Source organism: Ideonella aquatica (genome assembly GCF_018069755.1).
In the GTDB taxonomy this organism is placed as follows: Bacteria; Pseudomonadota; Gammaproteobacteria; order Burkholderiales; family Burkholderiaceae_C; genus Ideonella; species Ideonella aquatica.
Genome location: NZ_JAGQDE010000010.1, coordinates 1 through 25691 on the forward strand (window position 1 = coordinate 1; position 25691 = coordinate 25691).

21 protein-coding genes are annotated in these 25691 nt (G+C 69.1%); 15 read left to right on the forward strand and 6 right to left on the reverse strand.

What is annotated here, in order from left to right; translation table 11 throughout:
• The 8 genes from KAK06_RS12415 to KAK06_RS12450 form a co-directional block, all read left to right on the forward strand.
• Window positions 1-749: MotA/TolQ/ExbB proton channel family protein (locus KAK06_RS12415; RefSeq protein ID WP_247652828.1), on the forward strand; the 749-nt coding region annotated here is incomplete at its 5' end.
• 10 nt (window positions 750-759) lie between these two features.
• Window positions 760-1191: an ExbD/TolR family protein gene (locus tag KAK06_RS12420; RefSeq protein WP_210802429.1), complete on the forward strand. Its 432-nt coding sequence runs from the start codon at window positions 760-762 to the stop codon at window positions 1189-1191.
• A gap of 12 nt (window positions 1192-1203) precedes the next feature.
• The gene (locus tag KAK06_RS12425; RefSeq protein WP_210802430.1) at window positions 1204-1623 is read left to right on the forward strand and encodes an ExbD/TolR family protein; all 420 of its coding nucleotides are present in this window, start codon (window positions 1204-1206) and stop codon (window positions 1621-1623) included.
• Window positions 1624-1631: 8 nt separating this feature from the next.
• On the forward strand, window positions 1632-2840 hold the full coding sequence (locus KAK06_RS12430; protein ID WP_210802431.1) for a tetratricopeptide repeat protein: 1209 nt from the start codon (window positions 1632-1634) through the stop codon (window positions 2838-2840).
• A gap of 19 nt (window positions 2841-2859) precedes the next feature.
• Window positions 2860-4320 (forward strand): sucrose phosphorylase, encoded by a 1461-nt coding sequence (gene gtfA / locus KAK06_RS12435; protein WP_210802432.1) that lies wholly within the window; start codon window positions 2860-2862, stop codon window positions 4318-4320.
• Window positions 4321-4535: 215 nt separating this feature from the next.
• Window positions 4536-7076, forward strand: coding sequence for a TonB-dependent receptor domain-containing protein (locus KAK06_RS12440; protein ID WP_210802433.1), 2541 nt, complete (start codon window positions 4536-4538; stop codon window positions 7074-7076).
• Between the two features lie 154 nt (window positions 7077-7230).
• Window positions 7231-8757: a tryptophan halogenase family protein gene (locus KAK06_RS12445; protein ID WP_210802434.1), complete on the forward strand. Its 1527-nt coding sequence runs from the start codon at window positions 7231-7233 to the stop codon at window positions 8755-8757.
• A 70-nt stretch (window positions 8758-8827) separates the two neighbouring features.
• Window positions 8828-10303, forward strand: coding sequence for a glycoside hydrolase family 32 protein (locus KAK06_RS12450; RefSeq protein ID WP_210802435.1), 1476 nt, complete (start codon window positions 8828-8830; stop codon window positions 10301-10303).
• A gap of 1 nt (window position 10304) precedes the next feature.
• On the opposite strand, the gene KAK06_RS12455 is transcribed toward KAK06_RS12450, so the two are convergent.
• The 3 genes from KAK06_RS12455 to KAK06_RS12465 are packed head-to-tail and all read right to left on the reverse strand — an operon-like array spanning window position 10305 to window position 13449.
• Window positions 10305-11627, reverse strand: a complete 1323-nt coding sequence (locus KAK06_RS12455; RefSeq protein ID WP_210802436.1) for an ABC transporter substrate-binding protein — start codon at window positions 11625-11627, stop codon at window positions 10305-10307.
• A 7-nt stretch (window positions 11628-11634) separates the two neighbouring features.
• Entirely contained in the window at window positions 11635-12531 is an 897-nt protein-coding gene (locus KAK06_RS12460; RefSeq protein ID WP_210802437.1) for a carbohydrate ABC transporter permease, read from the reverse strand.
• A 3-nt stretch (window positions 12532-12534) separates the two neighbouring features.
• A complete protein-coding gene (locus KAK06_RS12465; RefSeq protein ID WP_247652829.1) occupies window positions 12535-13449 on the reverse strand; it encodes a carbohydrate ABC transporter permease in 915 nt (304 codons plus the stop codon).
• 170 nt (window positions 13450-13619) lie between these two features.
• On the opposite strand from KAK06_RS12465, the gene KAK06_RS12470 reads away from it, so the two are divergent.
• From KAK06_RS12470 to KAK06_RS12500, 7 genes are read left to right on the forward strand one after another with little or no spacing between them, the layout of a single operon-like run.
• Window positions 13620-14771: an ABC transporter ATP-binding protein gene (locus tag KAK06_RS12470; RefSeq protein ID WP_210802439.1), complete on the forward strand. Its 1152-nt coding sequence runs from the start codon at window positions 13620-13622 to the stop codon at window positions 14769-14771.
• A 25-nt stretch (window positions 14772-14796) separates the two neighbouring features.
• The gene (locus KAK06_RS12475; RefSeq protein WP_210802440.1) at window positions 14797-16968 is read left to right on the forward strand and encodes an alpha-galactosidase; all 2172 of its coding nucleotides are present in this window, start codon (window positions 14797-14799) and stop codon (window positions 16966-16968) included.
• A gap of 3 nt (window positions 16969-16971) precedes the next feature.
• Window positions 16972-18021: a UDP-glucose--hexose-1-phosphate uridylyltransferase gene (locus tag KAK06_RS12480; protein WP_210802441.1), complete on the forward strand. Its 1050-nt coding sequence runs from the start codon at window positions 16972-16974 to the stop codon at window positions 18019-18021.
• On the forward strand, window positions 18018-19184 hold the full coding sequence (gene galK, locus KAK06_RS12485) for a galactokinase (protein WP_210802442.1): 1167 nt from the start codon (window positions 18018-18020) through the stop codon (window positions 19182-19184). The genes KAK06_RS12480 and galK overlap by 4 nt, the downstream gene beginning before the upstream one ends.
• 9 nt (window positions 19185-19193) lie before the next feature.
• Window positions 19194-20213 carry a UDP-glucose 4-epimerase GalE gene (gene galE / locus KAK06_RS12490; protein ID WP_210802443.1) on the forward strand — a complete coding sequence of 340 codons (1020 nt, stop codon included), beginning with the start codon at window positions 19194-19196 and terminating at the stop codon, window positions 20211-20213.
• A gap of 33 nt (window positions 20214-20246) precedes the next feature.
• Complete coding sequence (locus KAK06_RS12495) at window positions 20247-21317, forward strand: LacI family DNA-binding transcriptional regulator (RefSeq protein ID WP_247652830.1); 1071 nt, start codon at window positions 20247-20249, stop codon at window positions 21315-21317.
• 48 nt (window positions 21318-21365) lie between these two features.
• Window positions 21366-22001 (forward strand): LysE family translocator, encoded by a 636-nt coding sequence (locus KAK06_RS12500; RefSeq protein WP_210802444.1) that lies wholly within the window; start codon window positions 21366-21368, stop codon window positions 21999-22001.
• On the opposite strand, the gene KAK06_RS12505 is transcribed toward KAK06_RS12500, so the two are convergent.
• The 3 genes from KAK06_RS12505 to KAK06_RS12515 all read right to left on the reverse strand — a co-directional run bounded on the left by KAK06_RS12505 (window position 22002) and on the right by KAK06_RS12515 (window position 25601).
• Window positions 22002-23318, reverse strand: a complete 1317-nt coding sequence (locus KAK06_RS12505; protein WP_210802445.1) for an MFS transporter — start codon at window positions 23316-23318, stop codon at window positions 22002-22004.
• Between the two features lie 110 nt (window positions 23319-23428).
• The gene (locus KAK06_RS12510; RefSeq protein ID WP_210802446.1) at window positions 23429-24424 is read right to left on the reverse strand and encodes a sensor domain-containing diguanylate cyclase; all 996 of its coding nucleotides are present in this window, start codon (window positions 24422-24424) and stop codon (window positions 23429-23431) included.
• 115 nt (window positions 24425-24539) lie between these two features.
• Complete coding sequence (locus tag KAK06_RS12515; protein WP_247652831.1) at window positions 24540-25601, reverse strand: LacI family DNA-binding transcriptional regulator; 1062 nt, start codon at window positions 25599-25601, stop codon at window positions 24540-24542.
• Between the last annotated feature and the right edge of the window lie 90 nt (window positions 25602-25691).

The following is a 25691-nucleotide window of genomic DNA, read 5'->3' on the forward strand; positions in this document are numbered from 1 at the left end:
CCTTCGCCCAAGCTTCCGCGCCGGAAGGCGCGTCCGCACCGGTGGCCGAGGCCGCCGCGCCCGCCATCACCCCTGAGGTCAAGAAGGAAGCCGTCGAGAACCCCTACGGCCTGGAAGCCATGTGGCGCGACGGTGACTTCGTCACCAAAGGCACGGCCGTGATCATGGTCATCATGTCGATGGGCAGCTGGTACATCCTGATCACCAAGCTGGTCGAGCAGCACAAGATGCTCAAGAGCGCCCAGGCCGCCGCCGACACCTTCTGGAAGGCCGGCTCGATCCGCAAGGGCGCTGAAACCCTGGCCGAAGGCACCGCCTTCCGCTACATCGCCGAGCAGGGCCTCAAGGCCAGTGAACACCACGAGGGCACGCTGGTCGAGAACATCGACCTGAACACCTGGATCGGCATGAGCGTGCAGCGCGCCAGCGACAACATCAACAGCCGCCTGCAGGACGGCCTGGCCTTCCTGGCCACGGTGGGCTCCACCGCGCCGTTCGTGGGTCTGTTCGGTACCGTCTGGGGCATCTACCACGCGCTGACCGCCATCGGCATCGCCGGCCAGGCCTCGATCGACAAGGTCGCCGGCCCGGTGGGCGAGGCGCTGATCATGACCGCCTTCGGCCTGGCCGTGGCCGTGCCCGCGGTGATGGGCTACAACTGGCTGATCCGCCGCAACAAGAGCGTGATGGAAAAGGTCCGCGCCTTCTCGGGCGACCTGCACAACGTGCTGCTGTCGGGCAAGCGCTGAGGTCACTGCCATGGCCATGAGCGTTGGCTCCGCCGAAGACGGCGAAGAGCAAATGAACTCCAGCATCAACACCACGCCGCTGGTGGACGTGATGCTGGTGCTGTTGATCATCTTCCTGATCACCGTGCCGGCGATCACCCAGTCGATCCAGTTGTCGCTGCCCAAGGAGCGCAACGTGGTGACCGTGACCAAGCCGGAGAACATCCTGCTGGGCGTGTCCAGGGACGGCGACGTCTACTGGAACACCAAGCTGATGCCCGACAACCAGGCGCTGGTCGAGGCGCTGAAGAAAGAGTCGGTCAAGGAGCCGCAGCCCGAGGTCCACATCCGCGGCGACGAAGGGGTGCGCTACGAATCGATCGGCAAGCTGATCGTGGCCTGCCAGCGCGCCGGCATCGCCAAGGTGGCCTTCGTCACCGAGCCGCCGCCCAACGGATCCTGAGGAGACACGCCCATGGCCATGAGTGTGGGGTCGTCCGACGACGACATGATGGTGGACATGAACACCACGCCGCTAATCGACGTGATGCTGGTGCTGCTGATCATGTTCATCATCACCATCCCGGTGCAGACGCACGCGGTGAAGATGAACATGCCGGTCAACAGCCAGAGCGCGCCGCCGCCCACGCCGCCGGAGATCATCCGCATCGACGTGGACTTCGACGGCACGATCACCTGGAACGGCGAGACGGTGCCGGGTCGCGGCGAGCTGCAGGCCAAGCTCTACCGCATCGCCCAGCTGCCCGACCAGCCCGAGGTGCACCTGCGTCCGAACAAGCTGGTGACCTACAAGCATGTCGCGATGGTGATGGCCGAGGCGCAGCGCCTGGGCGTCACCAAGATCGGCATCGTCGGCAACGAACAGTTCATGTGAGGACGCGCATGACCAGCCCGATGCTTCGCGCCGCCACGCTGGCGGCCTTGCTCGTCTGCAGCAACGCGCACGCGCAGGACAAGGAGGTGCTGCGCCCCGAGGTGGCCAAGCCGCTGCAGGCCGCGCAGGACGCGATCAAGGCCGGCAAGTCCGCCGACGCGCTGGCCCGCGTCAAGGAGGCCGAGGCCGTGCCCGGCCGCACCCCCTACGAGGTCTTCATCACCGACCGCATGAAGGGCTCGGCCGCGCTGCAGGCCGGCGACTCGCCGCTGGCCCAGCAAGCCTTCGAGGCCGCCGTGACCAGTGGCCGACTGGCCGGTGCCGACCTGCTGGCGGTGCTGAAGACGCTGTCGGCCCTGGCCGTGCGCAACCAGCAGCCGCAGGCCGCGGTGACCTGGGCGCGCCGCTACTTCGCCGAGGGCGGCACCGAGCCCGCGGTGCGCGTGGCCCTGGTCCAGGCGCTGTACGCCAGCAACGACCTGGCCGCCACCGCGCGCGAGGTGCTGCCGCTGATCAGCGCCGACGAGGCCGCCGGCCGCACCCCCAGCGAGGAGCAGCTCAAGCTGCTGGCCTTCAGCCTGATGAAGACCGGCGACGAGGCCGGCTACACCCAGGCGCTGGAGCGCTTGGTCACCCACCACCCGCGCACCGAGTACTGGGCGGATCTGGTCTCGCGCATCTCGCGCAGAACAGGATTTGCTGACCGCCTGCAGGTCGATGCGCTGCGCCTGGCACGCCGCGTGGGCGCGCTGGAAGACGCCAGCGAATACCTGGACCTGGCCCAGCTGGCGCTGCAGGCCGGTGTGCCCGGCGAGGCGCAGGCGGTGGTCGACGAAGGCTATGCCAAGGGCGTGCTCGGCAAGGGCGCGCAGGCCGAGCGTCACCAGCGCCTGAAGACCGGCGCCGACAAGGCGGTGGCCGACGACAAGTCGGCCCTGGCCGCCTCGGAAGACTCCGCCCGCAAGGCGCGCGACGGCGCCCCGCTGGTGGCCATGGGCCAGGCCCTGCTGACCTATGGCCAGGCCGACAAAGGCCTGGCGCTGATGGCCGAAGGCCTGGCCAAGGGCGTGCAGAAGCACCCCGACGACGCGCGCCTGCGCTACGGCGCGGCGCTGCTGGCCGCTGGCCAGCGCCCGGCTGCCGAATCCCAGTTCAAGGCCATCACCACCACCGACGGCGCCGCCGACCTGGCCCGGCTGTGGCTGCTGGTTCGCTGACCCACCACCCCTTCCACGCATGAAAAACCAGGTTCAGCTCATCACCTATGTCGACCGCCTCGGCGGCGGCGACGTGCGCACGCTGCAGCAACTGCTGCGCGGCCCGCTGCAGGGGCTGTTCGGCGGCGTGCACCTGCTGCCCTTCTACTTCCCGATCGACGGCTCGGACGCCGGCTTCGACCCGATCGACCACACGCGGGTGGATCCGCGCCTGGGCGCCTGGTCGGACATCGCCGACCTGACCGGCGACGTCGAGGTGATGGCGGACGTCATCGTCAACCACATGTCTTCGGACTCGCCGCAGTTCAAGGACTTCTCGGCCCACGGCAGCGCCTCGACATACGACGGCCTGTTCCTGACCCTGGACCGCGTGTTCCCGCAGGGCGCCACCGAAGAGGCACTGCTCAAGGTCTACCGCCCGCGCCCCGGCCTGCCGCTGACCTATGCGGTACTGGCCAACGGCGAGAAGCGCATCCTGTGGACCACCTTCACGTCCAAGCAGGTCGACATCGACGTCACCCACCCGCTGGGCCAGGACTACCTCAGCGGCATCCTGCGCTCGCTGTCCGAGGCCGGCATCCGCATGGTGCGGCTCGATGCGGTGGGCTACGCGATCAAAAAGGCCGGCGACAGCTGCTTCATGATGCCCGAGACCTTCGCCTTCATCGACCGCTTCGCGGCTGAGGCCAAGGCGCTGGGCATCGAGGTGCTGGTCGAGATCCACAGCTACTACCGCAAGCAGATCGAGATTGCTGCGCGGGTGGACTGGGTCTATGACTTCGCGCTGCCGCCGCTGGCGCTGCATGCGCTGATGACCGGCCGCAGCGACGCCTTGAAGCAGTGGATCGCGGTGCGCCCCACCAACGCGCTGACGGTGCTGGACACCCACGACGGCATCGGCATCATCGACATCGGTGCCGACGCCGCCGACCGCGCCGGCAGCCCCGGCCTGGTGCCGCCGGCCGAGCTGGACGCGCTGGTCGAGTGGATGCACGACAACAGCGCCGGCCAGAGCCGCCAGGCCACCGGCGCCGCCGCGTCGAACCTGGACCTCTACCAGGTCAACTGCACTTTCTACGACGCGCTGGGCCGCGACGACGAGGCCTACCTGGCCGCGCGCGCGCTGCAGTTCTTCCTGCCCGGCGTGCCCCAGGTCTACTACGTCGGCCTGCTGGCCGGCCACAACGACATGGCGCTGCTCGCGCGCAGCGGCGTGGGCCGCGACATCAACCGCCATCACTACACCGAGGCCGAGATCGACGCCCAGCTGCAGCGCCCGGTGGTGCAGCGCCTGTGCGAGCTGATCCGCCTGCGCAACAGCCACCCGGCGTTCAACGGCCGCTTCGAGCTGCTGACCGGCGAGGCCCACGAGCTGAAGCTGCGCTGGAGCGACGGCGAGCACTGGGCCGAGCTGCACCTGGATCTGCGCGCGCGGGAGCATCGCATCGCCCACAGTGAGGCCGAATTGGCAGCAGCGTGAACGCGACTGCGCATCGATTGCACAGACGATTGCCCGACATCCCACACGAGACACCAGCCGGCGTTGCATATCTGACGCATTTTTCGGGTTTTCCCTGTGTTGCAATCGATTGCTAATTATTTGCAAACCCTCTAGATTTCCGACCAAGCCGGCCAGTTGAGCACCCGAGCCGGCTCCTTTCCACCGCCACTGCCCCTTTCCCGCGAGGAGACCTCATGAAAAAGCACCCCCAGGCCCCGCGCCTGAACCAGATCGCCGCGCTGTTGGCCACCTCGTCCTTCGCGGCGATGCTGGCCCTGCCGGCCCATGCTCAGGACGCCAAGCCGGCGGACGCCGTCAGCGCTGACGCCAAGGCCGACGCGGTCGGCCTGGACCGCGTGGTCGTGACCGGCACGTCCCAGGCCAAGTCCAAGATGCGCAGCTCGGTCTCGGTGACCGACGTTGACCAGGAACAGGTGACCAACCTGGGCGCACGCTCCGAAGCCGAAGTCCTGAAGCTGATTCCCGGCATCCGCGCCGAAAGCTCGGCCGGTCCCGGCGGCAACTCCAACATCGCGGTGCGCGGTCTGCCGATCGCCTCCGGCGGCGCCAAGTTCGTGCAGTTCCAGGAGGACGGTCTGCCGGTCGTCGAGTTCGGCGACATGAACTTCGGCAACAACGACTACTTCATCCGTTTCGACAACAACGTCGACCGCATCCAGACCCTGCGCGGCGGCTCGGCCGCCACGCTGGCATCGCAGGCCCCGGGCGCCGTCATCAACTACATCAGCAAGACCGGCAATGAGCCCGGCGGCTCGGTGGCCCTGACCCGTGGCCTGAACTACAACGAGACGCGCGTCGACGCCGACTACGGTGGCCGTCTGGCCAGCGACCTGACCTACCACATCGGCGGCTACTTCCGCGATGGCGAAGGTCCGCGCAAGTCCGACACCAGCTCGCTGCACGGCTACCAGCTCAAGGGCAACATCACCAAGACCTTCAACGGTGGCAAGGGCTATGTCCGCGGCTACTTCAAGGTGCTGGACGAGAACGCCCCGACCTACACCGGCATGCCGGCCGTCGCCAGCGTGAGCGGCACCTCGGTGTCCGGCATGAGCGCGCTGAAGAACTTCGACATCCGCACCGAATCGCAGCTGTCGATCTACAACCAGACCATGCCCACCGCCGACCTGTTCACCGGTCGTGCCGGTGTGGCCAACATCTCGAACGGCATCACCGTCAGCTCCAAGGCCGTCGGGCTGGAGTTCAAGAACGAGGTGGGCGGCTGGACGGTGGAGGACCGCTTCAAGATCAGCAGCACCTCCAGCTCGTTCCAGACCCAGTTCTGGAGCACCAACACCCTGGCCGGTGTGCTCGGCAACCTCGGTGGCGCCTCGGCCAAGTACTTCAACGGCGCGCTGGCCGGCCAAACCGTGACCACCGCCAACCTGAAGACCGGACTGGTCTCGCAAGGCGCGGCGATCAACCAGCAGTCGCCCGACATGGGCCACTTCGCGAATGACCTGAGTGTCAGCCGCAACTTCGACCTCTCGGGCAGCAAGCTCAACGCCAAGGCCGGTCTGTACATGTCCAAGCAGGACATCGTGCAGCAGTGGCAGATCAGCGAGCGTGTGATGGAGATTGGCCATAACGGTGCGCTGATCGACATCTACGATGGTGCCGGCAATGCGCTGACCACCGCAGGCCTGACCGGCTACAACAACCAGTGGGGCGGCTGCTGCGCCCGCGACATCGACGCGCACTACTCCAACACCGCGCCCTACCTGGCGCTGAACCTGGAGTCGGGTGACTTCGACTTCGAAGGCGCGCTGCGCCGCGACAACTTCAAGGCCCGCGGCAGCTACGCCGGCGGCAAGCAGGTCACTGGCGGCTTCGACGTCGACGGCAATGGCACGATCAGTGGCGCCGAGAAGAACGTCTACCTGGTGGACAACGTCAACCGCAGCCCGATCAACTACGACACCAGCTACACCTCGTACTCGCTGGGTGCCAACTACCGCGCCACCAAGGACCTGAGCGTGTTCGCCCGCGTCAGCAAGGGTGGCCGCGCGATCGCCGACCGTCTGCTGTTCTCGCCTTTCGTCGACGCCAAGACCGGCGCGCTGACCGCCGGACTTGAGCAGTACGCCGTGGCGACGGTCAAGCAGAAGGAGCTGGGCGTCAAGTACCGCGGCAAGTTCGACGGCGGCAACTTCGGCCTGTTCGCCACGCTGTTCCAGACCACCACCGAAGAGTACGACTACGACCAGACGCGCACCGTCGGTCCGAAGCTCAATGTCAAGGGCTTCAAGGCCAATGGCCTGGAGTTGGAGTCGGCGCTGAGCTGGGGCAATTTCGGCCTGAACGCCAACGCTGTGTACACAGACCAGACCGTGACCAAGGACCTGGTGGGCGACGCCACCGGCAACAGCACGGTGGGCAAGACCCCGGGTGGCCAGCCGAAGTGGATCTACAGCCTGTCGCCGCGCTACACCTTTGGGCAGCTCACCGTGGGCGGCACGATGTGGGGCCAGACCGCAGTGTGGAACAACGACTTCGACACCGCCCAGGTCGCTGGCCGCGCGATCTTCAACGCCTTCGCCAGCTACCAGCTGAGCGACAACACGTCGATCAACCTGAACGTCAGCAACCTGTTCAACAAGGTGGCCTCGTCGGGCGGCGTCGGCGGCCCGAGCAACCTCAACGGTCAGCAGATCGTCGAGCTGCGTCCCGAGGCCGGTCGCACCGCCAGCGTGACGCTGCGCTACGCCTTCTGACGGCGCTGCGCCGGCAGCGTTGCAGCGCAGGACAGTGGGCTTCGGCCCCTGTCCGGCCCGCAGCGCCGCCGGCCTGTCGCGAGCGCCCCGGTGGGCTTTCGCGACAGGCCGGCCACGATACAGAATCGGACCCCCGCACATTCCCTGTCCAGCCATGAACGACCTCCAGAACCCCCAGGCGCTGCGAGACATCGTGATCGTCGGCGGCGGCTCGGCCGGCTGGATGGCCGCCGCCGCCCTGTCCAAGGCGGTCGACACCCGGCGCTGCCGCATCACGCTGGTCGAGTCCGACGAGATCGGCACGGTCGGCGTGGGCGAGGCCACGATCCCGCCGATCCGCACCTTCAATCAGGTGCTGGGCATCGACGAGGCCGAGTTCATGCGGCGCACCCAGGGCAGCTACAAGCTGGGCATCCAGTTTGTCGACTGGGGGCGCAGCGGACACAGCTACTTCCACCCCTTCGGACCGCACGGCCTGGCGTTTGATCTGGCGCCTCTGCACCAGTACTGGCTGCGCTCGCGCCAGCGCCTGCAGCTGCCGCCGATCGACGAATACTCGATGGCCTGGGCCATTGCGCGGCGCAACCGCTTCGCCCGCCCGGTGGGCGACCCGCGCTCAGTGATGTCGAGCTTCGACTACGCCTACCACTTTGACGCTGGCCTGTATGCGCGCTACCTGCGTGAGCTGTCCGAGGCGCGCGGCGTGCGGCGGGTCGAGGGCAAGATCGAGCAGGTCACGCTGCAGCCCGAGAACGGCCATGTGGCCTCGGTGCAGCTGGTCGATGGCCAGGTGCTGGCTGGCGACCTGTTCATCGACTGCTCGGGCTTCCGCGGACTGCTGATCGAAGAGGCGCTGCACACCGGCTACGAGGACTGGACCCACTGGTTGCCCTGCGACCGCGCGCTGGCCGTGCCCTGCGCCTCGGTGCCAGGCGGCTTCACGCCCTATACCCGCTCGACTGCCCACGCCGCCGGCTGGCAGTGGCGCATCCCGCTGCAGCACCGCACCGGCAACGGTCATGTCTACTGCAGCCGGTTCATCTCCGACGACGAGGCTGCCGCCACGCTGATGTCCCGGCTCGACGGCCAGGCGCTGGCGGAGCCGCGCTTGTTGCGCTTCACCACCGGTCGGCGGAGCCTGTTCTGGAACCGCAATGTCGTGGCCCTCGGCCTGGCCAGCGGTTTCATGGAGCCGCTCGAGTCGACCAGCCTGCACCTGATCCAGTCAGGCATCTCGCGCCTGCTGGCGCTGTTCCCCGACCGGCGGATGGACGCCCTCACGCGCGACGAGTTCAACCGCATCGGCATCGAAGAGTTCGAGCGCATCCGCGATTTCATCATCCTGCACTACAAGCTCAACGACCGCCCCGAGCCGATGTGGCGTGCCTGCCGCGAGATGGCCGTGCCCGAGTCGCTGCAATGGAAGATCGATCACTTCCGCCGCAGCGGTCGGCTGGTCAGCCGGGGCAATGACCTGTTCGGCCCGCAGAGCTGGCTGGCCGTACACATGGGCCAGTTCAACGAACCCGAGGGCCACGACCCGCTGGTTGATCTGCGCACGGTCGATGCCGACGCCATGCTGGAGCGCCAGCGTCAGGCCATGGCCCAGACCGCCGAGTCCCTGCCAGGTCACGATCACTTCGTGGCCGAGCACTGCGCTGCGCGGCCCGTCAACGTTTGATGCCTCTCTTGCGACGAGAGTTCTGGGGAGCGATACGCTCCCCGCTTTTTTTGGGCTCGCCCTGACCGCCATGTACAGCTTTGCCCAAGCGCCCGCGGCCACGCTGCAATGGCGCCCCGCCTTCCACTACACGCCGCGGGCGATGTGGATGAATGATCCCAACGGTCTGGTCTTCCACCAGGGCGTGTACCACCTGTTCTACCAGTACCACCCGCACAGCGCCGTGTGGGGGCCGATGCACTGGGGCCACGCCACCAGCACCGACCTGCTACGCTGGCAGGAGCAGCCGGTGGCGCTGGCGCCCGATGAACTGGGCATGGTCTTCTCGGGCAGCGCGGTGGTCGACGCCGACAACCGCAGCGGCCTCGGCCCGGCTGGCAGTCAGCCGCTGGTGGCCGCCTTCACCCACCATGCGATGGACGCCGACCGCGCCGGCGGCATCACCCACGAACGGCAGAGCCTGGCCTTCAGCCTCGACGGCGGCCTGAACTGGACCCCCTACGCCGGCAACCCGGTGCTGCCCAACCCAGGCCGCAAGGACTTCCGCGACCCCAAGCTGCGCTGGCTGCCTGAACGGCAGCGCTGGCTGATGGCGCTGGCCTGTGGCGACCGCATCTGCTTCTACAGCGCTGACGATCTCAGGCACTGGACTCTGGAGAGCGAGTTCGGCGCCGGTCTCGGGGCCCATGGCGGCGTCTGGGAATGCCCGGACATGTTTCCGCTTCCCGGACCCGACGGCCGCACGCGCTGGGTGCTTCTGGTCAGTCTGACACCGGGCGGTCCCAACGGGGGCTCGGCCACCCAGTATTTCATCGGCCAGTTCGATGGCCACCGCTTCACACCGGACGACACCCAGGTGCGCTGGCTGGACTTCGGGCCCGACAACTACGCGGGCGTCACCTGGTCGGGTGTCGATGACCGAGCGCTGTTTATCGGCTGGATGAGCAACTGGCAGTACGCCACCCAGGTGCCCACCGCGCCCTGGCGCGGCGCGATGACGCTGCCGCGCGAGCTGGTGCTGCGCAGCGGCGCAGGCGGACAGCTGCTGCTGGCGTCGCAGCCGGCGCGCGAGCTGCTGGCCCTGGTGCAGGCCCCGGTGCTGGAGCTGGGCGCACAGCGGCTGGACGCGCCGCTGGACCTGTCGGCCGCGCTGGCAGACACCGACGGCTGCTTCCTGCTGACCTTGTCGACCTCGGCCCTGCAGGGCTTCACGCTGAGCCTGGGCAACGGGCTGGGCGATCGCCTGCACCTGGGCTACGACGCCCGGGCGCAGCGCTGGTGGATCGACCGCCGCGCCAGCGGCGAGGTGGATTTCCACCCCAGCTTCGCCACCCGCCACAGCGCCCCGCGCCTGGTCGATGGCGGCGCCAGCCACGTGGCACTGTGGTTCGACCGCGGTGTGGCGGAACTCTTCGCCGACGACGGCCTGAGCGTGATGACCAGCCTGCATTTCAACCGTCAGCCCTGGCAGCTGGCGCAGCTTCAGGTCGATGCGCCGATGGCGCTGGACGGCCTGCGACTGCAAGCGCTGCGCGACCCGCGCTGAGTCAGCGTGCCGCCAGCGCCCGCGCCTGGCGGTTGGCCTCGCGCAGCAGCGGGCCGGCGGGCTCGCCGCTGAAGAGGATGCGCTGCATCGCCGAGTCCAGCACCTCGTTGATCTCGGCTGCGTTGGCGACGATCGGCGGGGCGAAGGTTTTGCCTTGCGCGGTGGCCAGAAAGACCCGCGCGTCGGCACCCAGGCGACTCTGCGCCTGCAGCGCCACCTCGGCCAGGCCGCGAATCGCCGGGTAGACGACGCCGGCCTGCGCCACCACCTGCTGGCAAGCGGGTGAGCCCAGGTAGCGCACCCACTGCCAGGCCTGCTCAGGATGACGGGTGCCCTTCCAGATGACGTGGCCGATGCCGCCCATCATGCTGGTGCGCTGCCCGCCGGGACCGACCGGCAGCGGCACCCAGGCGTGGGGGAACTTCAGCTGGCGGGCCATCTGCCCGGTCATCCAGGCGCCGATGGGCACCACGGCCACGCGGCCCATCGTGAACAGGGTCTCGGCGCCGAGGCGACCGAGCTGCTGCGGTGTGGCCGAGACGCCGCGCCGAGGCAGTGCGGCCAGCCAGTCCAGCGTTTCGGCCAGTCGCGGGTCATCGTAGTGCAGGACCTGCGACCAGGGCGCATCCTGGAAGCGCCAGCCATTGGAGACGGCGAAATGGCTCCACTCGGTCTGGCCCATCATGCCGCCGGCCGCCGGTGTCTGGTAGCCGAAGACCTTGACGCGGCGCTTGTCGAAGGCGGGGTCCAGTGCGTCGCGATCGGCCTCGTCGCGGGTCAGGCGGGCGATCAGGCGGCCGAAGCTGCCGCCATCGCGGGGGTTCCAGTCCAGCCGCTGCAGGGCCTCATCGGCGATGCCAGCGCGGCGTGTCATGTCCAGGTTGACCAGCAGCGCCACGGTATCCCAATCGGCCGGCAGCGCGTACTGTCGACCCTGGCGCGACCAGTTGTCGTACAGGCCTGGCAGGTACGCGGCAGGATCGACGCGGTCACGCTGTGCCAGCGGCGCAATGTCGAGCAGCACGCCGTTGTCGACCTGCTCGGGAAACTTGCTCAGGTGGTTGGCGAAGACGTCGGGCGCGGTGTTGGCAATGAAGCCGGTGGACAGGCTGCTCCAGTAGTCGTCCCAACCTTGCTGCTGCACCCGCACCTGCACACCGGGATGCAGGCGCTCGAAGTCGCGCGCGCACTGCTGGTACATCGGGCGCTGGCTGGCGTCCCACAGCAGGTGGCGCAACTGCACCGGCGCCGCGGCGGCGTGGCTGGCCCCGGCCGCGAGCAGCGCAGCGGCCAGTGCGGCCAAGGTCTTGCTTGCGCGCATCATCACGTCCTCACCGGCCACCACTGAACTGCACCGACTCGACCACCCGCCGCCCGAAGACCATCAGCAGCAGCAACGTCGGCAGCACGGTGATCGTGCTGGCGGCCATCAGGCCGGACCAGTCGATCTGGCCCTGCGGGGTCTGTGACTTGAAGGCCTGCAGCGCCACCGGCAGCACCTGCATGTCCTCGCCCGGCGACACCACAAAGGGCCAGAAGAACTCGTTCCAGGCGCCGATGCCGGTGAGCATGGCGATGGTGGCCAGCGGGGTGGTGGACAGCGGCAGCACGATGCGGCGGAAGATGTAGAAGTGCGAGGCCCCATCCAGCAGGGCCGCCTCCTCCAGGTCACGCGGCACCGACAGGAAGAACTGCCGCAGAAAGAAGATCGAGAAGCCTGACATCAGCGCGAAGGGCGCCACCATGCCGGCCATTGTCCCCAGCCAGCCCAGGTCGCGGATCAGGATGAAGTTGGGGATGAACAGCACCACGCCGGGCAGCATCATCGAGCCGATGAAGGCGCCGAAGATCAGACGGCGTCCGGGGAACTCCAGCCGTGCGAAGGCATAGGCCGCCATTGCACTGTTGGTGGTCTGCAGGATCACCACCAGCGCCGTGAACAGCAGCGAGTTCAGCAGGGCGCGGACAAAGTTGACCTCGGCACCTGAGCCGCCCAGCGCCAGGCTCTGCTCGGCATCCAGGCCGCCGGCGACGCGCACGAAGTTGACCCCCGTCGGCTCACTGGGCCACCAGTCGGCCGCATGCGCGTACAGCGCCTGCGGATGCTCGACAGCGGTCTTGAGCATCACCAGCAGCGGCGCCACGGTCAGCACCAGCATGGCAGCCAGCGCAGCCCAGGCCAGCAGGCGGCCAAGGCCGGGCGGCGGGTTCGGGGAGGCGTGGTCCATGGTTCAGGCCAGGTCGTTCTGGTCGGCGCGCATCAGGCGCATCTGCAGCACCGTGTAGAGCAGCATCACCGCGCACAGCACCATCGACATCGCCGAGGCATAGCCCATCTTCAGGAAGCCGAAGGCGTTCTGGACGATGTAGTGCACGATGACCCGCGTGGCATCCTGTGGACCGCCCTTGGTGGTCACGGCCACGGTGTCGAAGATCTGCAGCGAGCCGGTCACGCTGGTCACCAGCACAAAGACCATCACCGGCCGCAGCAGCGGCAGCGTGATGCGGCGGAACATCTGCCACTCGCTGGCGCCCTCCATCGCCGCGGCCTCGTAGAGCGTGCGCGGAATGTTCTGCAGCCCGGCCAGAAAGAGCATCGCCACCAGGCCCATGTGGCGCCAGACGTTGACCGCCGCCACTGTGGCCAGGGCCTGGTCGGCCCCCGAGAAGAAGGGCTGGCGCTCGCCACCCAGCTGCTCGATCAGCGCGTTGACCGCGCCCAGCGCCGGGTCCAGCATCCACAGCCAGACCAGCGCCACCAGCACGTTGCTGAGCAGGTAGGGCAGCAGCACCACAGACTTGACGAACAGCGAGCGCGTGAGCCGGTCCATCGCCACGGCCAGGCCCAGGCCCAGCATAGTTTGCAGCGGGATGTTCATCAGCGCGTAGCCCAGCGAGAGCTTCATGCCCTGCCAGAAGCGTTCGTCGTGCCACAGGCGCTGGTAATTGGCCCAGCCCACGTCACGTGGCGGACGCAGCAGGTTCCAGTCGGTGAAGCTGATTTCCACCGCGCGCAGCGCCGGCAGCGCGTAGAACAGCACAAAGCCCAGCAGCGCGGGCGCAATCATGGCCCAGGCCGTCCAGGCTTCGCGACCGGGCAGCGCGGTGCGCCAGGCCGCTTGGGCGGGGGCTTCATGGTCCGTCATGGCGCTAATGTTATTAGCATTCACTTCAGCAATCATGAGGGACAACCCGCAGCGAACCCGCTCTATGCCCTATCGGGTGCGTGAGCGCGCGACGGCTGCGGGTTATCACCAGTGATTGATAATATTATCAACGCGACAATCCGGTCCCGTTCCCAGCCCTCCACCTCCCCATGGCCAGCGTCGAACTCCAATCCGCCCACAAGTCCTACGGCAACGCCGTGACGGTGCTGCGCGACGTCAACCTGGCCGTGGCCGATGGCGAGTTCTGCGTGTTCGTCGGGCCGTCGGGCTGCGGCAAGTCCACCCTGCTGCGCAGCATCGCTGGTCTGGAACGGCTGAGCAGCGGCCGTCTGCTGATCGGTGGCCGCGAGATGAACGACGTGGCTCCGGCGCGGCGCGGCGTGGCCATGGTCTTCCAGAGCTACGCACTGTTCCCGCACCTGACTGTCTACGAGAACCTGGCCTTCGGCCTGACGCTGGCCAAGGTCGACAAGGCCGTGATCGACGCCAAGGTGCAGGAGGCAGCACGTGTGCTGCAACTGCAGCCCTACCTTGACCGCAAGCCCAAGGCCCTCTCGGGTGGCCAGCGCCAGCGCGTGGCCATCGGCCGTGCCATCGTGCGCGAGCCGGGCGTGTTCCTGTTCGACGAGCCGCTGTCCAACCTGGACGCCGCGCTGCGCGCCCAGACCCGCTTCGAGATCGCTCGCCTGCACCGCAGCTTCGGCCAGGCCAGCACGATCTACGTCACCCACGACCAGGTCGAGGCCATGACCCTGGCCGACCGCATCCTGCTGCTGCACGCCGGGGAGGCCGTCGCCCGGCACGGCAGCGTGGCCCAGTTCGGCACGCCGCTACAGCTCTACCACCACCCGCGCAGCGTCTTCGTCGCCGGCTTCATCGGCTCACCCAAAATGAACTTCCTGCCCGGTACGCTGCTGTCGGCCGGACCGGCCGAGGCCCGGGTGCGCCTGCGCTGCGGCACCGAGCTGACGGTGGCCGCCGATGCGCAGCGCCTGACGCCTGGCGCCGAGGTGCAGGTGGGCATCCGGCCCGAGCACGCCGAGGCCGGCGCCGGCACCCAGCACCTGGTGCGCGAAGTGCTGTGGCAGGAGCGCCTGGGTGACAGCACCTGCCTCTACCTCGACAGCGGCACCCCCGGCTTGCCCTGGGTCTTGCGGGTCGACGGCCGTGCCTGCGCCGAGCCGGGCCAGCGGGTGGCGATGTCGCTGCCAGCCAGCCACCTGCACCTCTTCGACGCCGACGGCTGGGCGCTGGAACGCCGTGTCGACATCGCCGACCAGTCCCTGGCCCTGACCGCCTGAGTCCCTCACGCCAAAGACCCCCGCCATGACCTACACCGCCCTGCCCAACAGCCCGGCCGAGTTCCTCGTCCTGCATGGCCGCGACAGCTCCCTGGTGATTGAGCACCACACCGACGAAGGTCCTTTGTGGCGCTACTGGGGGCCGCGCCTGGCCGACGGCAGCACGCCCGGCTTGCCCCTGCGCGAGAGCCGACCACTGCCGTCCTTCATGCTCGACCATGACCAGCCGCTCACCGTGATGCCGGGTTTCGGCGTAGGCTGGTTCGGCCAGAGCGCGCTGCTGGCGCACCGCGACGGGCGCGATTTCTCGCTGGCCTTCCAGCGAGCTGAGGTGCACTGGCGCGAGCCGAGCCGCGCGCTGGAGCTGCTGCTGCACGACGACACCGCGCGCCTGCAGGCGCGGCTGACGCTGTCGCTCGATGCGCACGACGTGCTGCGCGTGCAGACCACGCTGAGCAACCTGGGTGATGCACCCCTGGAGATTCAGTGGCTGGCCGCCGCCACGCTGCCCCTGCCGGCCGAGGCGAATGCGGTGCGCAGCTTCGCCGGCCAGCACAACCACGAGTTCCTGCTGCAAGCGGATGCGCTGTCGCGCAGCACCTGGCGTCGCGAGAGCCGGCGCGGCCGCACCAGCCACGACAACTGGCCAGGCGCGGTGGTCACCACCCCCGGCGCCACCGAGCACCAGGGCCTGGTCTTCGGCGCCCACCTGGCCTGGTCGGGCAACCACCAGCAGAGCATCGAGTGGCTGCACGACGGCAGCTACCAGTGGCAGCTGGGCGAGTGGTTGGCGCCCGGTGAGGTGCTCCTCGCCCCCGGCGCGTCGCTGAGCACGCCCGAGGTGGTGGCCAGCCTGTCCACCGCCGGCCTGAATGGCCTGGCCGCCAATTTCCACGCCGAACTGCGCCGCCGCCTGCCCTGGAAGGGCGGGCGCATGAAGCCGCGGCCGGTGCACCTCAACACCTGGGAGGGCCTGTACTTCAACCACCAGCTGCCGGACCTGATGGCGCTGGCCGATGCCGCTGCGGAGGTAGGCGTCGAGCGCTTCGTGCTGGACGACGGCTGGTTCCTCGGCCGCCACCACGACCGCGCCGGCCTGGGCGACTGGTGGGCCGACCCCAGCAAGTACCCCGACGGCCTGGCGCCGCTGGCGCACCATGTCGTGGCGCGCGGCATGGCCTTCGGCCTGTGGTTCGAGCCCGAGATGGTCAACCCAGACAGCGAGCTGCACCGGGCCCACCCCGACTGGGCGCTGCAGCTTCACGGCCGTCCCATGCTCACCGCGCGCCACCAGCTGGTGCTCGACATCTCGCGGCCCGAGGTGTCGCAGTACCTGTTCGAGAAGATCGACGCGCTGCTGTCCACGCTGCCGATCAGCTACATCAAGTGGGACCACAACCGCGACCTGGCCGCGGCCGGTCTGGCCGATGGCCGGCCCGGCTGGCATGTGCAGGTGGATGCCGCCTACGCACTGATGCAGCGCCTGCTGGACCAGCACCCGGCGCTGGAGATCGAGAGCTGCTCCGGCGGCGGCGGCCGCATCGACTTCGGCGTGCTGCGCCACACCCACCGCGTCTGGACCAGCGACTGCATCGATGCCGGCTCGCGGGTGTCGATCCAGCGCCACTTCCTGCAGTTCTTCCCGCCCGAGGTGATGGGCGCCCACATCGGCACCGCGCCGGCGCACTCCACCGGCCGCAGCCAGGCCATGGCCTACCGCGGCGCTGTGGCCCTCAGCGGCCACCTGGGCGTGGAGCTGGACGTGCGCCACCTGGACGCCGACACCCGCCAGCAGCTGTGCGGCTGGATCGCGCTGTACAAGCAGTGGCGCGACCACATCCATGCCAGCCGCACCTGGCTGGGCGAAGCCGGCGACCATGTGGTCTGGCAGGTCCACGGCCAACCCGGGGGCGACGACTTCCTCTTCATCAGCCTGCGCACGGCGCCCAGCGGCCACCGCTATCAGCGCACGGCCAAGCTGTCGATGCTGGAGGCCGGCGCGCGCTACCGACTGCGCGTGGTCACGCCCGACGGCCTGCCCGAGGGCCAGCTCTACTGCGGCAGCGCGCCCTTCTTCGACACCCTGCGCACGCCCGAAGGCGTGGTGCTGGACGGCGACTGGCTGCGGCACGGTGGCCTGCCCTTGCCGCGCAGCTTGGCCGAGACCGGCTTCATCGTCCACCTGCACAAGCTCTGAGCCATGTCCGAGGCCTTTGATCCCGCCGAGCACTCGCACCGGCGCCGCAACCCGCTGACCGGCCAGTGGGTGCTGGTGTCGCCGCACCGCGCCAAGCGCCCCTGGCAGGGCGCCCAGGAGGCCGCCGACGAGCGCCGCGCGCCCGCCCACGACCCCGGCTGCTACCTGTGCGCCGGCAACGCCCGTGTCACCGGCGAGCGCAACCCCGACTACCGCGGCCCCTTCGTCTTCACCAATGACTTTGCCGCGATGATGGCCGACGCCCCGGACGCCCCCGAGGCGGCCGATCCACTGTTCAGCACCCAGGTGGCGCGCGGCACCAGCCGGGTCATCTGCTTCTCGCCCGACCACGGCCGCACGCTGCCCGAGCTGGCGCACGCCGAGGTGCGCGCGGTGGTCGACACCTGGTGCGCACAGAGCGCCGAGCTGGGCCAGCGCTGGCGCTGGGTGCAGGTGTTCGAGAACAAGGGCGCGGCCATGGGCTGCTCCAACCCGCATCCGCATGGCCAGGTCTGGGCCTGCGACTTCCTGCCCAACGAGGCCGCCACCGAGGACCGCGAACAGCTCGCCTACCGCGCCGCCCACGGCCGCCCGCTGCTGCTGGACGTGGCGCTGCGCGAGGCGGGCGGTGAGCGCGTGGTGGTCAGCAACGCCCACTGGCTGGCCATCGTGCCCTACTGGGCCACCTGGCCCTTCGAAACCCTGCTGCTGCCGCGCTTCGCGGTGCAGCGCCTGCCGGATCTGACCGATCTGCAGCGCGAGGACCTGGCCGCCGCCGTGCGCGAACTGACTGCCCGCTACGACAACCTGTTCCAGTGCAGCTTCCCGTACTCGATGGGCTGGCACGGTGCGCCCTTCGGCGACGGCGACACAGCCCACTGGCAGCTGCACGCGCACTTCTACCCGCCGCTGCTGCGTTCGGCCACGGTGCGCAAGTTCATGGTCGGCTTCGAGATGCTGGCCGAGGCACAGCGCGACCTGACGCCCGAGCAGGCCGCCGCCCGACTGCGCGCCCTGCCCGCCACCCACTACCGCGAGCGCGAGCAGTCATGAGCAGTCCCCTGATCCAGCGCGCCATCGCCAGCTACATCGGCGCTTTCGATGCCCCGCCCCAGACCCTGGTGCAGGCCCCCGGCCGCGTCAACCTGATCGGCGAGCACACCGACTACAACGACGGCTTCGTGCTGCCCTGCGCGATCGACTTCCACACCGTGGTCGCCATCGGCCCGCGCCGCGACGGCCGGGTGCGCGTCATTGCCGCCGACCTGAACCATGCCGGCGACGAGTTCACGCTCGGTGAGACCATTGCCCATGCCGGTCCCCGCTCGGCCTGGGCCGACTACGTCCGCGGTGCGGTACAGATGGCCGTGCGGGAAGGCCTGCCGCTGGCCGGCGCCAACCTGGCCATCGCCGGCGACGTGCCGCAGGGCGCCGGGCTGTCCTCCTCGGCGGCGCTGGAAGTGGCGGTGCTGCAGGCGCTCAAGTCGCTGCTGGACTCGCCCGTGCCCTCGCCCACGCGGCTGGCGCAGCTGGCACAGGCCGCCGAGAACGACTACGTCGGCTGCCAGTGCGGCATCATGGACCAGCTGATCTCGGCCTGCGGCCGCGCCGACCACGCGCTGCTGATCGACTGCCGCAGCCTGGAGGCCCGCCCAGCTCCGCTGCCCGACGATATGGCGGTGATGATCGTGCACTCACGCGTCCGCCGCGGCCTGGTCGAGAGTGCCTACAACGAACGTCGGCAGCAGTGCGAACAAGCCGCACGGCATCTGGGCGTCAGCCACCTGCGGGACGCTTCCCTGACCCAGCTGGTGGCCGCTGGGTGGCACTTGGATGATGTCGTGTTCCGGCGCGCCCGCCATGTGATCACAGAAAACGCACGCACGCTGGCCGCCCATGAGGCGCTGACCCGCGGCGACCTGGTGACCATGGGACGTCTGATGGCCGAATCGCATGTGTCGATGCGAGATGATTTCGAGATCACGGTACCCGCCATCGATGACCTGGTGACCTTGCTTCAGGCCGAGATCGGGCCGCAGGGCGGCGCACGCATGACAGGCGGTGGCTTTGGCGGCTGCTGCGTCGCCCTGATGCCGACCGACCAGACCGAGCGTGTGGCTGCCGCCGTCGAGGCAGGCTACCGCAGCCCTGACGGCGATCCGCCTCGCATCTGGGTCACCCGCGCCGTAGATGGCGCCGGCCCGCTGCCCCGCTGAGCCCGGACCATGCCACGCGTCCTGCTCACCGGTGCCACCGGCTACATCGCCTCCCACACCTGGCTCGCCCTGTGGTCCGCCGGCTTCGAGGTGGTGGGGCTGGATGACTTCTCCAACAGCTCACCCGAGGTGCTGCGTCGGCTCGCCGAACTGGGCGGACAGGCGCCGGTCTTCGTGCAGGCCAGCGTGACCGATGGCGCCGCGCTGGACCGGGTCTTCGCCGCACAGGCGATCGACGCGGTGGTGCACTTCGCCGCCTTCAAGGCGGTGGGTGAATCGACCGCCGAGCCGCTGAAGTACTACGCCAACAACCTGGGCGGCCTAATCACCACCTGCCAGGCCATGGGCCGCGCGGGCGTCAAGACCATCGTCTTCAGCTCCAGCGCCACCGTCTACGGCACGCCGCAGTTTCTGCCCTACACCGAGGCGCATCCGCTGGACGCGATGAATGTGTATGGCCGCACCAAGCTGATGGGCGAGCAGATCCTGCGCGATCTGGAAGCTGCCGATCCTGCTTGGAACATCGCCTGGCTGCGCTACTTCAACCCGGTGGGCGCGCACGAGAGCGGCCGCATCGGCGAGGACCCGCGCGGCGTGCCCAACAACCTGATGCCCTATGTGCAGCAGGTGGCGGTGGGCCGGCGGCCCTTTCTGTCGGTCTTTGGCGGCGACTACGACACGCCCGACGGCACCGGTGTGCGCGACTACCTGCATGTGATGGACCTGGCCGAAGGCCATGTGGCCGCGCTGCGCTACCTGCTGGAGCAAGGCCGGTCGGTCACCGTCAACCTGGGCACCGGCGTGGGCTACAGCGTGCTCGACCTGGTGCGGGCCTTCGAGAAAGCCGCCGGCAAGCCCATCCCGTACAGAACAGTGGACCGCCGCCCCGGCGACTTGCCCAGCTACTACGCCGACGCCACCCTTGCGCGCGAGCTGCTGGGCTGGCGGGCCACGCGCAGCCTGGATCAGATGTGCGCCGACGCCTGGCGCTGGCAGAGCGGCAATCCCCACGGCTATTTGTCACCCTGAGACAATCGCGCTGTCCCCCGCCGCCTGTCTGTCATGAACTCCAGCCGCCTGTCCAAACCGAAGACACGACGACCGACCATGACGGATGTCGCCAAGGCTGCAGGCGTCTCGCAGTCCACGGTGTCCATGGTGCTCAACAACGCGACGGGCGCTCGGCTGTCGGCGGATACGCGCGCCCGAGTGCTTCAGGAGGCGATGGCGCTGGGCTACCGGTTGCCGCACCGTGATCCCAGTGTGATCGCGGTCCAAGCCAAACAGCAGGCGGTGATCGGCTATCTGGTCGACGAAATCTCGACCAGCCCCCATCCGGTGGTGAGCCTGGATGGGGCGCGCGATGCCGCCTGGGAGCAAGGGTATGTGCTCCAGGTCGCGGTGACACGCAATAACGCCGAGCAGGAGAACGCGACCATCACCGCGCTGCTCAGTCAGCCTGGGCTGTTGGGCGTTGTCTATTCCACCATCTTCACCCGCCAGGTCGAGGTGCCGGAGGCATTGCTGACGCGACCACTGGTACTCCTGAACTGCCATGACGACCAACGTCGCCTTCCTGCCGTGCTGCCCAGCGAAGTGGCAGGTGGGCATGCCGCCACCGAGCACCTGATCGCCCAGGGCCACACGCGGATCGCCTTCATCAACGGTGAGCCCTGGATGGAGGCGGCGCAGGACCGCCTCAAGGGCTACCGCCGCGCGCTGGCCACGGCCGACCTGCCCTTCGAACCGCAACTGGTTCGAGAAGGCGACTGGATGTCGGGCAGTGGCTATGAGCACACGTTGGCATTGATGGCCCTTCCGCGCCCGCCCAGTGCCATCTTCTGTGCCAATGACCTGATGGCCCTGGGTGCGCTTGAAGCCCTGAAGCACCTCGGGCTGCGCGTACCCGCGCAGGTGTCCGTGATCGGCTACGACGACCAGGAAATCTCCCGCCACACCCACCCGCCGCTCACGACCCTGGTGCTGCCCAATGAGGAAATGGGGCGCACGGCTGTCGAGCTGCTGTTGTCGTTGGCCGCCGGCGAGCGGCCTCCGCGCGCGGTGACCAAGATTGGCGGACCGGTGGTGGTCCGGGAATCCGTCGGACCGCGTGCAGATGAGACGCGCGCCTGAGCGCTACCTGACCCGCTTGACGCTGCAGGCATCGCCGATACTGCCGCCATGCCCGACACCCACACCCTGCTGCTCTTCATCGGGGCCGGCTGGCTGCTGAACCTGACGCCCGGCCCCGACGTGCTGTGCATCGTCAGCCACGCGCTGCGCGGCGGCCGGCGGGTGGGCGTGGCGGCGGCGCTGGGCGTGGTGGCCGGCTGCTTCGTCCATGTGCTGGGCGCGGCGCTGGGCCTGGGCGTGCTGCTGGCCGGCTCGGCGCTGGCCTTTGGCGTGCTGAAGTGGGCGGGCGCGGCCTACCTGTTCTGGATGGGCGCCCGGGCGCTGCTGCAGCGCGGCGGCCAGGCGACGCCACTGGCGGGCGCTGCGGTGTCCGCAGACCTGGCCGGCGCCTTCCGCCGCGGCTTCACCACCAACGTGCTCAACCCGAAGGTGGTGATCTTCTTCCTGGCCTTCCTGCCGCAGTTCATCGCACCCGATGCCGCCAACAAGACGGCGGTGTTCCTGGCGCTGGGCGTGATCTTCAACCTGGGCAGCCTGCCGGTGAACCTGGGCTGGGCCTGGGCCGCGGCCTGGATGGCGGGTCACCCCGCGGTGCAGCGCCGCCTGCACTGGTTGGACCGCGTGGCCGGGCTGCTCTTCATCGGCTTCGGCGTGAAGCTGCTGATGAGCGAGCGCGCTGTCTGATCAGCGCGCCGGCACCTCGCGCGGCACGCGCACGAACAGCGTGGCCACGGCCGCGCACAGCAGCAGCGCACCGCCCAGCATCACCACGTTGCGCGGATCGCCGCCCAGCCAGCTGCGGTAGATGAAGGGCAGGGTGGCGCTCTGGATCAGCATGGGGATCACGATCATCATGTTGAAGATGCCCATGTAGACCCCGGTGCGCTGCGGCGGGATGCTGCTGGCCAGCATCACGTACGGATTGCCCATGATGCTGCCCCAGGCCAGGCCCACGCCGATCATCGGCAGGAAGATCATCCAGCGGTCGTGCAGGCCCGGCAGCAGCAGCATGCCCACACCGCCGGCGGCCAGGCAGAAGGCGTGCACCTTGCCGGCGCCCAGGCGGCGCGTGAACGGCACCATCGCAAAGGCCGCCACGCAGGCGATCAGGTTGTAGAACGCACCGGCCTGGCCGTAGGCCAGCGAGGCCTCGCGGAAGGCGGCGCTGTTGGGGTCGGTGGTGTCGAACACCGAGCGCGCCACCGCGTGGATCACGTACTGCCAGTAGCAGACCATGGCGTACCACTGGAACAGCTTCATCACCGCCAGCTGGCGCATCGCGGTGGGCATGTCGCGGATCGCGTCCCAGATCTCGCGCAGCGTGGCGCCCAGGCCGGTCTTCAGTGCGGCGATCTCGGCGCGTTGGTCGTCGGTCAGGGGCAGTTCAGGGACGCGGCGGATGCTGTACCAGATGGTCACGAAGGACAGCACGGCGCCGATCAGGAAGGACAGCTTGGTGATCACCGGGATGCCATTGGCGTCCAGCGCGTCGCGGTTCATGCCCAGCCAGACCAGGATCGAGGGTGACAGGTAGCTCAAGGTTTGAGCCAGCCCGGTGAAGGCGCTCTGGGTGAGGAAGCCCTGGGCGTGCTGCGAGGGGTCGAGCCGGTCGCTGACGTAGGCGCGGTAGGGCTCCATCGTGATGTTGTTGGCCGCGTCCAGGATCCACAGCAGCGCCGCCGCCATCCACAGCGCCGAGCTGTAGGGCATGGCGAACAGGCTCAGCGAGCACAGGATCGCGCCGATCAGGAAATAGGGCGTGCGCCGGCCGCGCGGCGACAGCGTGCGGTCGCTCATCGCACCGACGATGGGCTGCACCAGCAGGCCGGTGACCGGCCCGGCCAGGTACAGCAGCGGCAGCGCCGATTCGTCGGCCCCGAGGATGCCGTAGATCGGGCTCATGTTGCCCTGCTGCAGGCCAAAGCTGAACTGCAGGCCCAGGAAGCCCACGTTCATCTGGACGATCTGGCGGGGCGAGAGGATGGGCTTGGCGGCGCTCATGGTGGCGGTGGCGTCGGGCGGCCTGCGGCCCCCGGGTGTCGATGCGATGCCGCGATCGTCGCATCGCATCGCAATCGATTGCAATGCCGGTTTTCCCGGAGGGACGGGCGCTACGACGCCACGAGCCCGCGCCGCTGCCGCTTGGCCTCGTACATGCGGCGGTCCGCCGCCTGCAGCAGGGTGGCGGCGTCGAGACCGTCCTCGGGCGTTGCCGCACCGCCGATGCTGCCACCCAGCCACAGCGGTACCCCGCGCGCCAGGACGTCGCCGTCCAGCCGGGCCTGCAGGCGTTGGATGGTGGCCGACAGGCTGCCGGGTTCGCTGGCGCCGCACAGGATCACACCGAACTCGTCGCCGCCCAGCCGGGCCACGGTGTCGGCCTCGCGCGCGGCGGCTTGCAGGCGGCGGCCGAACTCCACCAGCGCCGCGTCGCCCACCAGGTGGCCATGGGTGTCGTTGATCGGCTTGAGGCCATCCACGTCGATGGCCAGCACCGCCACCGGCGGCGCCTCGCGGCGGCCCTGGGCCAGCAGCACCCGCAGGCGGTCGAAGAACAGCCAGCGGTTGGCCAGGCCGGTCAGGTCGTCGTGGGTGGCGCGGTGGTACAGGCGGTCGCTGCCGTAGCGACCGGCCCAGTACATCGCGCCACCGACCACCTCGCTGAGCAGCTCCAGCGTGCGGCCGTCGGCGATCTCAAAGGCGCGTGTGCGGCGCGACATGACTTTCAGCACGCCCACCACGCCATCGCCGTGGCGCAGCGGCACCACCAGCATCGAGCGCAAACCGACCCGGGTGCAGGCGGCGCGGTCCACCCGATCGTCGCGGTCGGTGTCGTGCGACAGCAGCACGCGCTGCTCGGCCATGCAGCGGCCCGACAGGCTCTGATGCGCGCTCACCGGCATGCCCAACTGGCTCTCGGCCAGGCCGGTCACGGCGCGGTAGACCAGTTGCGGGCCGTCGAGCAACTCGATCGCTGCGCCGTCGGCGCCGACCAGCTCGGCCGAGCGCTGGACCACCAGGACCATCAGCGCGTCCAGGTCCAGACCCAGCTGCGCCACGGCGCTGTGCAGGTGGATGACTTCGAGCAGCGTGGACCGCGATGGCATGGTCCGTCCCTCCCTGGCTTGGACCGGTGAACTCGGCGCGGCTCAGGGGCGCCCGCCGACGCCGTCGATTATTCAGGGCCAGGCCGACGGCGGCAACCGCCGGGGCCGCTGACGCTCAGGCGCTGCTGTCGCGCAACACCAGCTCGGTCAGCAGCTGGCGCGAGGCCGGCCGGGCGCCTTCCAGCTGCTCCAGCAGCGCGGCCACCAGCTGTTCGCCGGCCGCCTCGATCGGCTGGCGCACCGTGGTCAGGCTGGGGTGGTAGTGGGCGGCCAGCGCGATGTCGTCGTAGCCGCCCACGCGCACCTGCTGCGGCACGCGCCGGCCCAAGCGCTGCAGCGCTCCGATCGCGGTCATGGCCATCAGGTCCGAGGCGCAGAACAGGGCGTCAAAGTCGGTGCCGTCGGAGAGCAGCGTCTCCACCGCTTGCTCGATGGCCGCCGCTTCGAATGGCACCTCGCGGGTCAGCCGGGCATCCGCGGTGCGACCCGCTTCGGCCAGGGCCTGCAGGTAGCCGCGGTGGCGCTGGCCGATTTCCTCCAGCGCGGTGTCGCCCATGAAGACGATGCGCTGCGCCCCGCGCTCGATCAGGTGGCGCGTCAACTGCTGGCCGCCGGCCACGTTGTCGCTGCCCACGGTGGCATAGGCCTGCCCGGGCAGCTGCGCGCCCCACACCACCAGCGGCACACCGCGCACCGCCAGCTCGTTGAGCTGTGCATGGTGGTGCCATTGGCCGATCAGCACGATGCCGGCCGCCCGGCCTGCCTCGTAACTTTGTGCCGCCTGGTCCAGGCGGTGGACATCGACGCGCGACACCAGCATCTCGTAGCCGCGGTCGGTCAGCGCGTCGGCCAGGCTGCCGATCAGGCTCAGGAAGAACGGGTCGGACAGATGTTGCCGCGTCGCCGGGTCATGCGGCACGACCACCGCGATCGTGCGGTTCTGCTTCAGGCGCAGGTTCTGCGCGCCCACGTTGATCGTGTAGTTCAGCGAACGCGCCAGCTCGGCCACGCGCAGGCGGGTGGCCTCGTTGACCAGCGTGCTGCCGGCCAGGGCGCGCGACACGGTGGACACCGACACCCCGGCCAGGCGGGCGATGTCGGCCATTTGCAGGCGGGAGGCCTTGCCGGCGGCAGGGGGCGCGGCAGGCGAGGACGGTGCGGACTTGGAACGCGGCATGGATGACGGCGAAGACACCGCCACCCGCGTCATGGGCGGGCGGCGCTGCCGTGCATGGTAATCGCACCCAAGCAATCATCGTCACCCGGT

Excerpts from the sequence above, each read along its gene's own strand:
- KAK06_RS12425 (WP_210802430.1), top strand. The coding sequence starts at position 1,204 with ATGGCCATGAGTGTGGGGTCGTCCGACGACGACATGATGGTGGACATG.
- KAK06_RS12500 (WP_210802444.1), top strand. The coding sequence starts at position 21,366 with ATGCCCGACACCCACACCCTGCTGCTCTTCATCGGGGCCGGCTGGCTG.
- KAK06_RS12460 (WP_210802437.1), bottom strand. The coding sequence starts at position 12,531 with ATGGACCACGCCTCCCCGAACCCGCCGCCCGGCCTTGGCCGCCTGCTG.
- KAK06_RS12420 (WP_210802429.1), top strand. The coding sequence starts at position 760 with ATGGCCATGAGCGTTGGCTCCGCCGAAGACGGCGAAGAGCAAATGAAC.
- KAK06_RS12470 (WP_210802439.1), top strand. The coding sequence starts at position 13,620 with ATGGCCAGCGTCGAACTCCAATCCGCCCACAAGTCCTACGGCAACGCC.
- KAK06_RS12445 (WP_210802434.1), top strand. The coding sequence starts at position 7,231 with ATGAACGACCTCCAGAACCCCCAGGCGCTGCGAGACATCGTGATCGTC.
- KAK06_RS12465 (WP_247652829.1), bottom strand. The coding sequence starts at position 13,449 with ATGACGGACCATGAAGCCCCCGCCCAAGCGGCCTGGCGCACCGCGCTG.
- KAK06_RS12515 (WP_247652831.1), bottom strand. The coding sequence starts at position 25,601 with ATGCCGCGTTCCAAGTCCGCACCGTCCTCGCCTGCCGCGCCCCCTGCC.
- KAK06_RS12430 (WP_210802431.1), top strand. The coding sequence starts at position 1,632 with ATGACCAGCCCGATGCTTCGCGCCGCCACGCTGGCGGCCTTGCTCGTC.
- KAK06_RS12455 (WP_210802436.1), bottom strand. The coding sequence starts at position 11,627 with ATGATGCGCGCAAGCAAGACCTTGGCCGCACTGGCCGCTGCGCTGCTC.
- KAK06_RS12505 (WP_210802445.1), bottom strand. The coding sequence starts at position 23,318 with ATGAGCGCCGCCAAGCCCATCCTCTCGCCCCGCCAGATCGTCCAGATG.
- KAK06_RS12450 (WP_210802435.1), top strand. The coding sequence starts at position 8,828 with ATGTACAGCTTTGCCCAAGCGCCCGCGGCCACGCTGCAATGGCGCCCC.
- galK (WP_210802442.1), top strand. The coding sequence starts at position 18,018 with ATGAGCAGTCCCCTGATCCAGCGCGCCATCGCCAGCTACATCGGCGCT.
- KAK06_RS12475 (WP_210802440.1), top strand. The coding sequence starts at position 14,797 with ATGACCTACACCGCCCTGCCCAACAGCCCGGCCGAGTTCCTCGTCCTG.
- KAK06_RS12440 (WP_210802433.1), top strand. The coding sequence starts at position 4,536 with ATGAAAAAGCACCCCCAGGCCCCGCGCCTGAACCAGATCGCCGCGCTG.
- galE (WP_210802443.1), top strand. The coding sequence starts at position 19,194 with ATGCCACGCGTCCTGCTCACCGGTGCCACCGGCTACATCGCCTCCCAC.
- KAK06_RS12480 (WP_210802441.1), top strand. The coding sequence starts at position 16,972 with ATGTCCGAGGCCTTTGATCCCGCCGAGCACTCGCACCGGCGCCGCAAC.
- gtfA (WP_210802432.1), top strand. The coding sequence starts at position 2,860 with ATGAAAAACCAGGTTCAGCTCATCACCTATGTCGACCGCCTCGGCGGC.
- KAK06_RS12495 (WP_247652830.1), top strand. The coding sequence starts at position 20,247 with ATGAACTCCAGCCGCCTGTCCAAACCGAAGACACGACGACCGACCATG.
- KAK06_RS12510 (WP_210802446.1), bottom strand. The coding sequence starts at position 24,424 with ATGCCATCGCGGTCCACGCTGCTCGAAGTCATCCACCTGCACAGCGCC.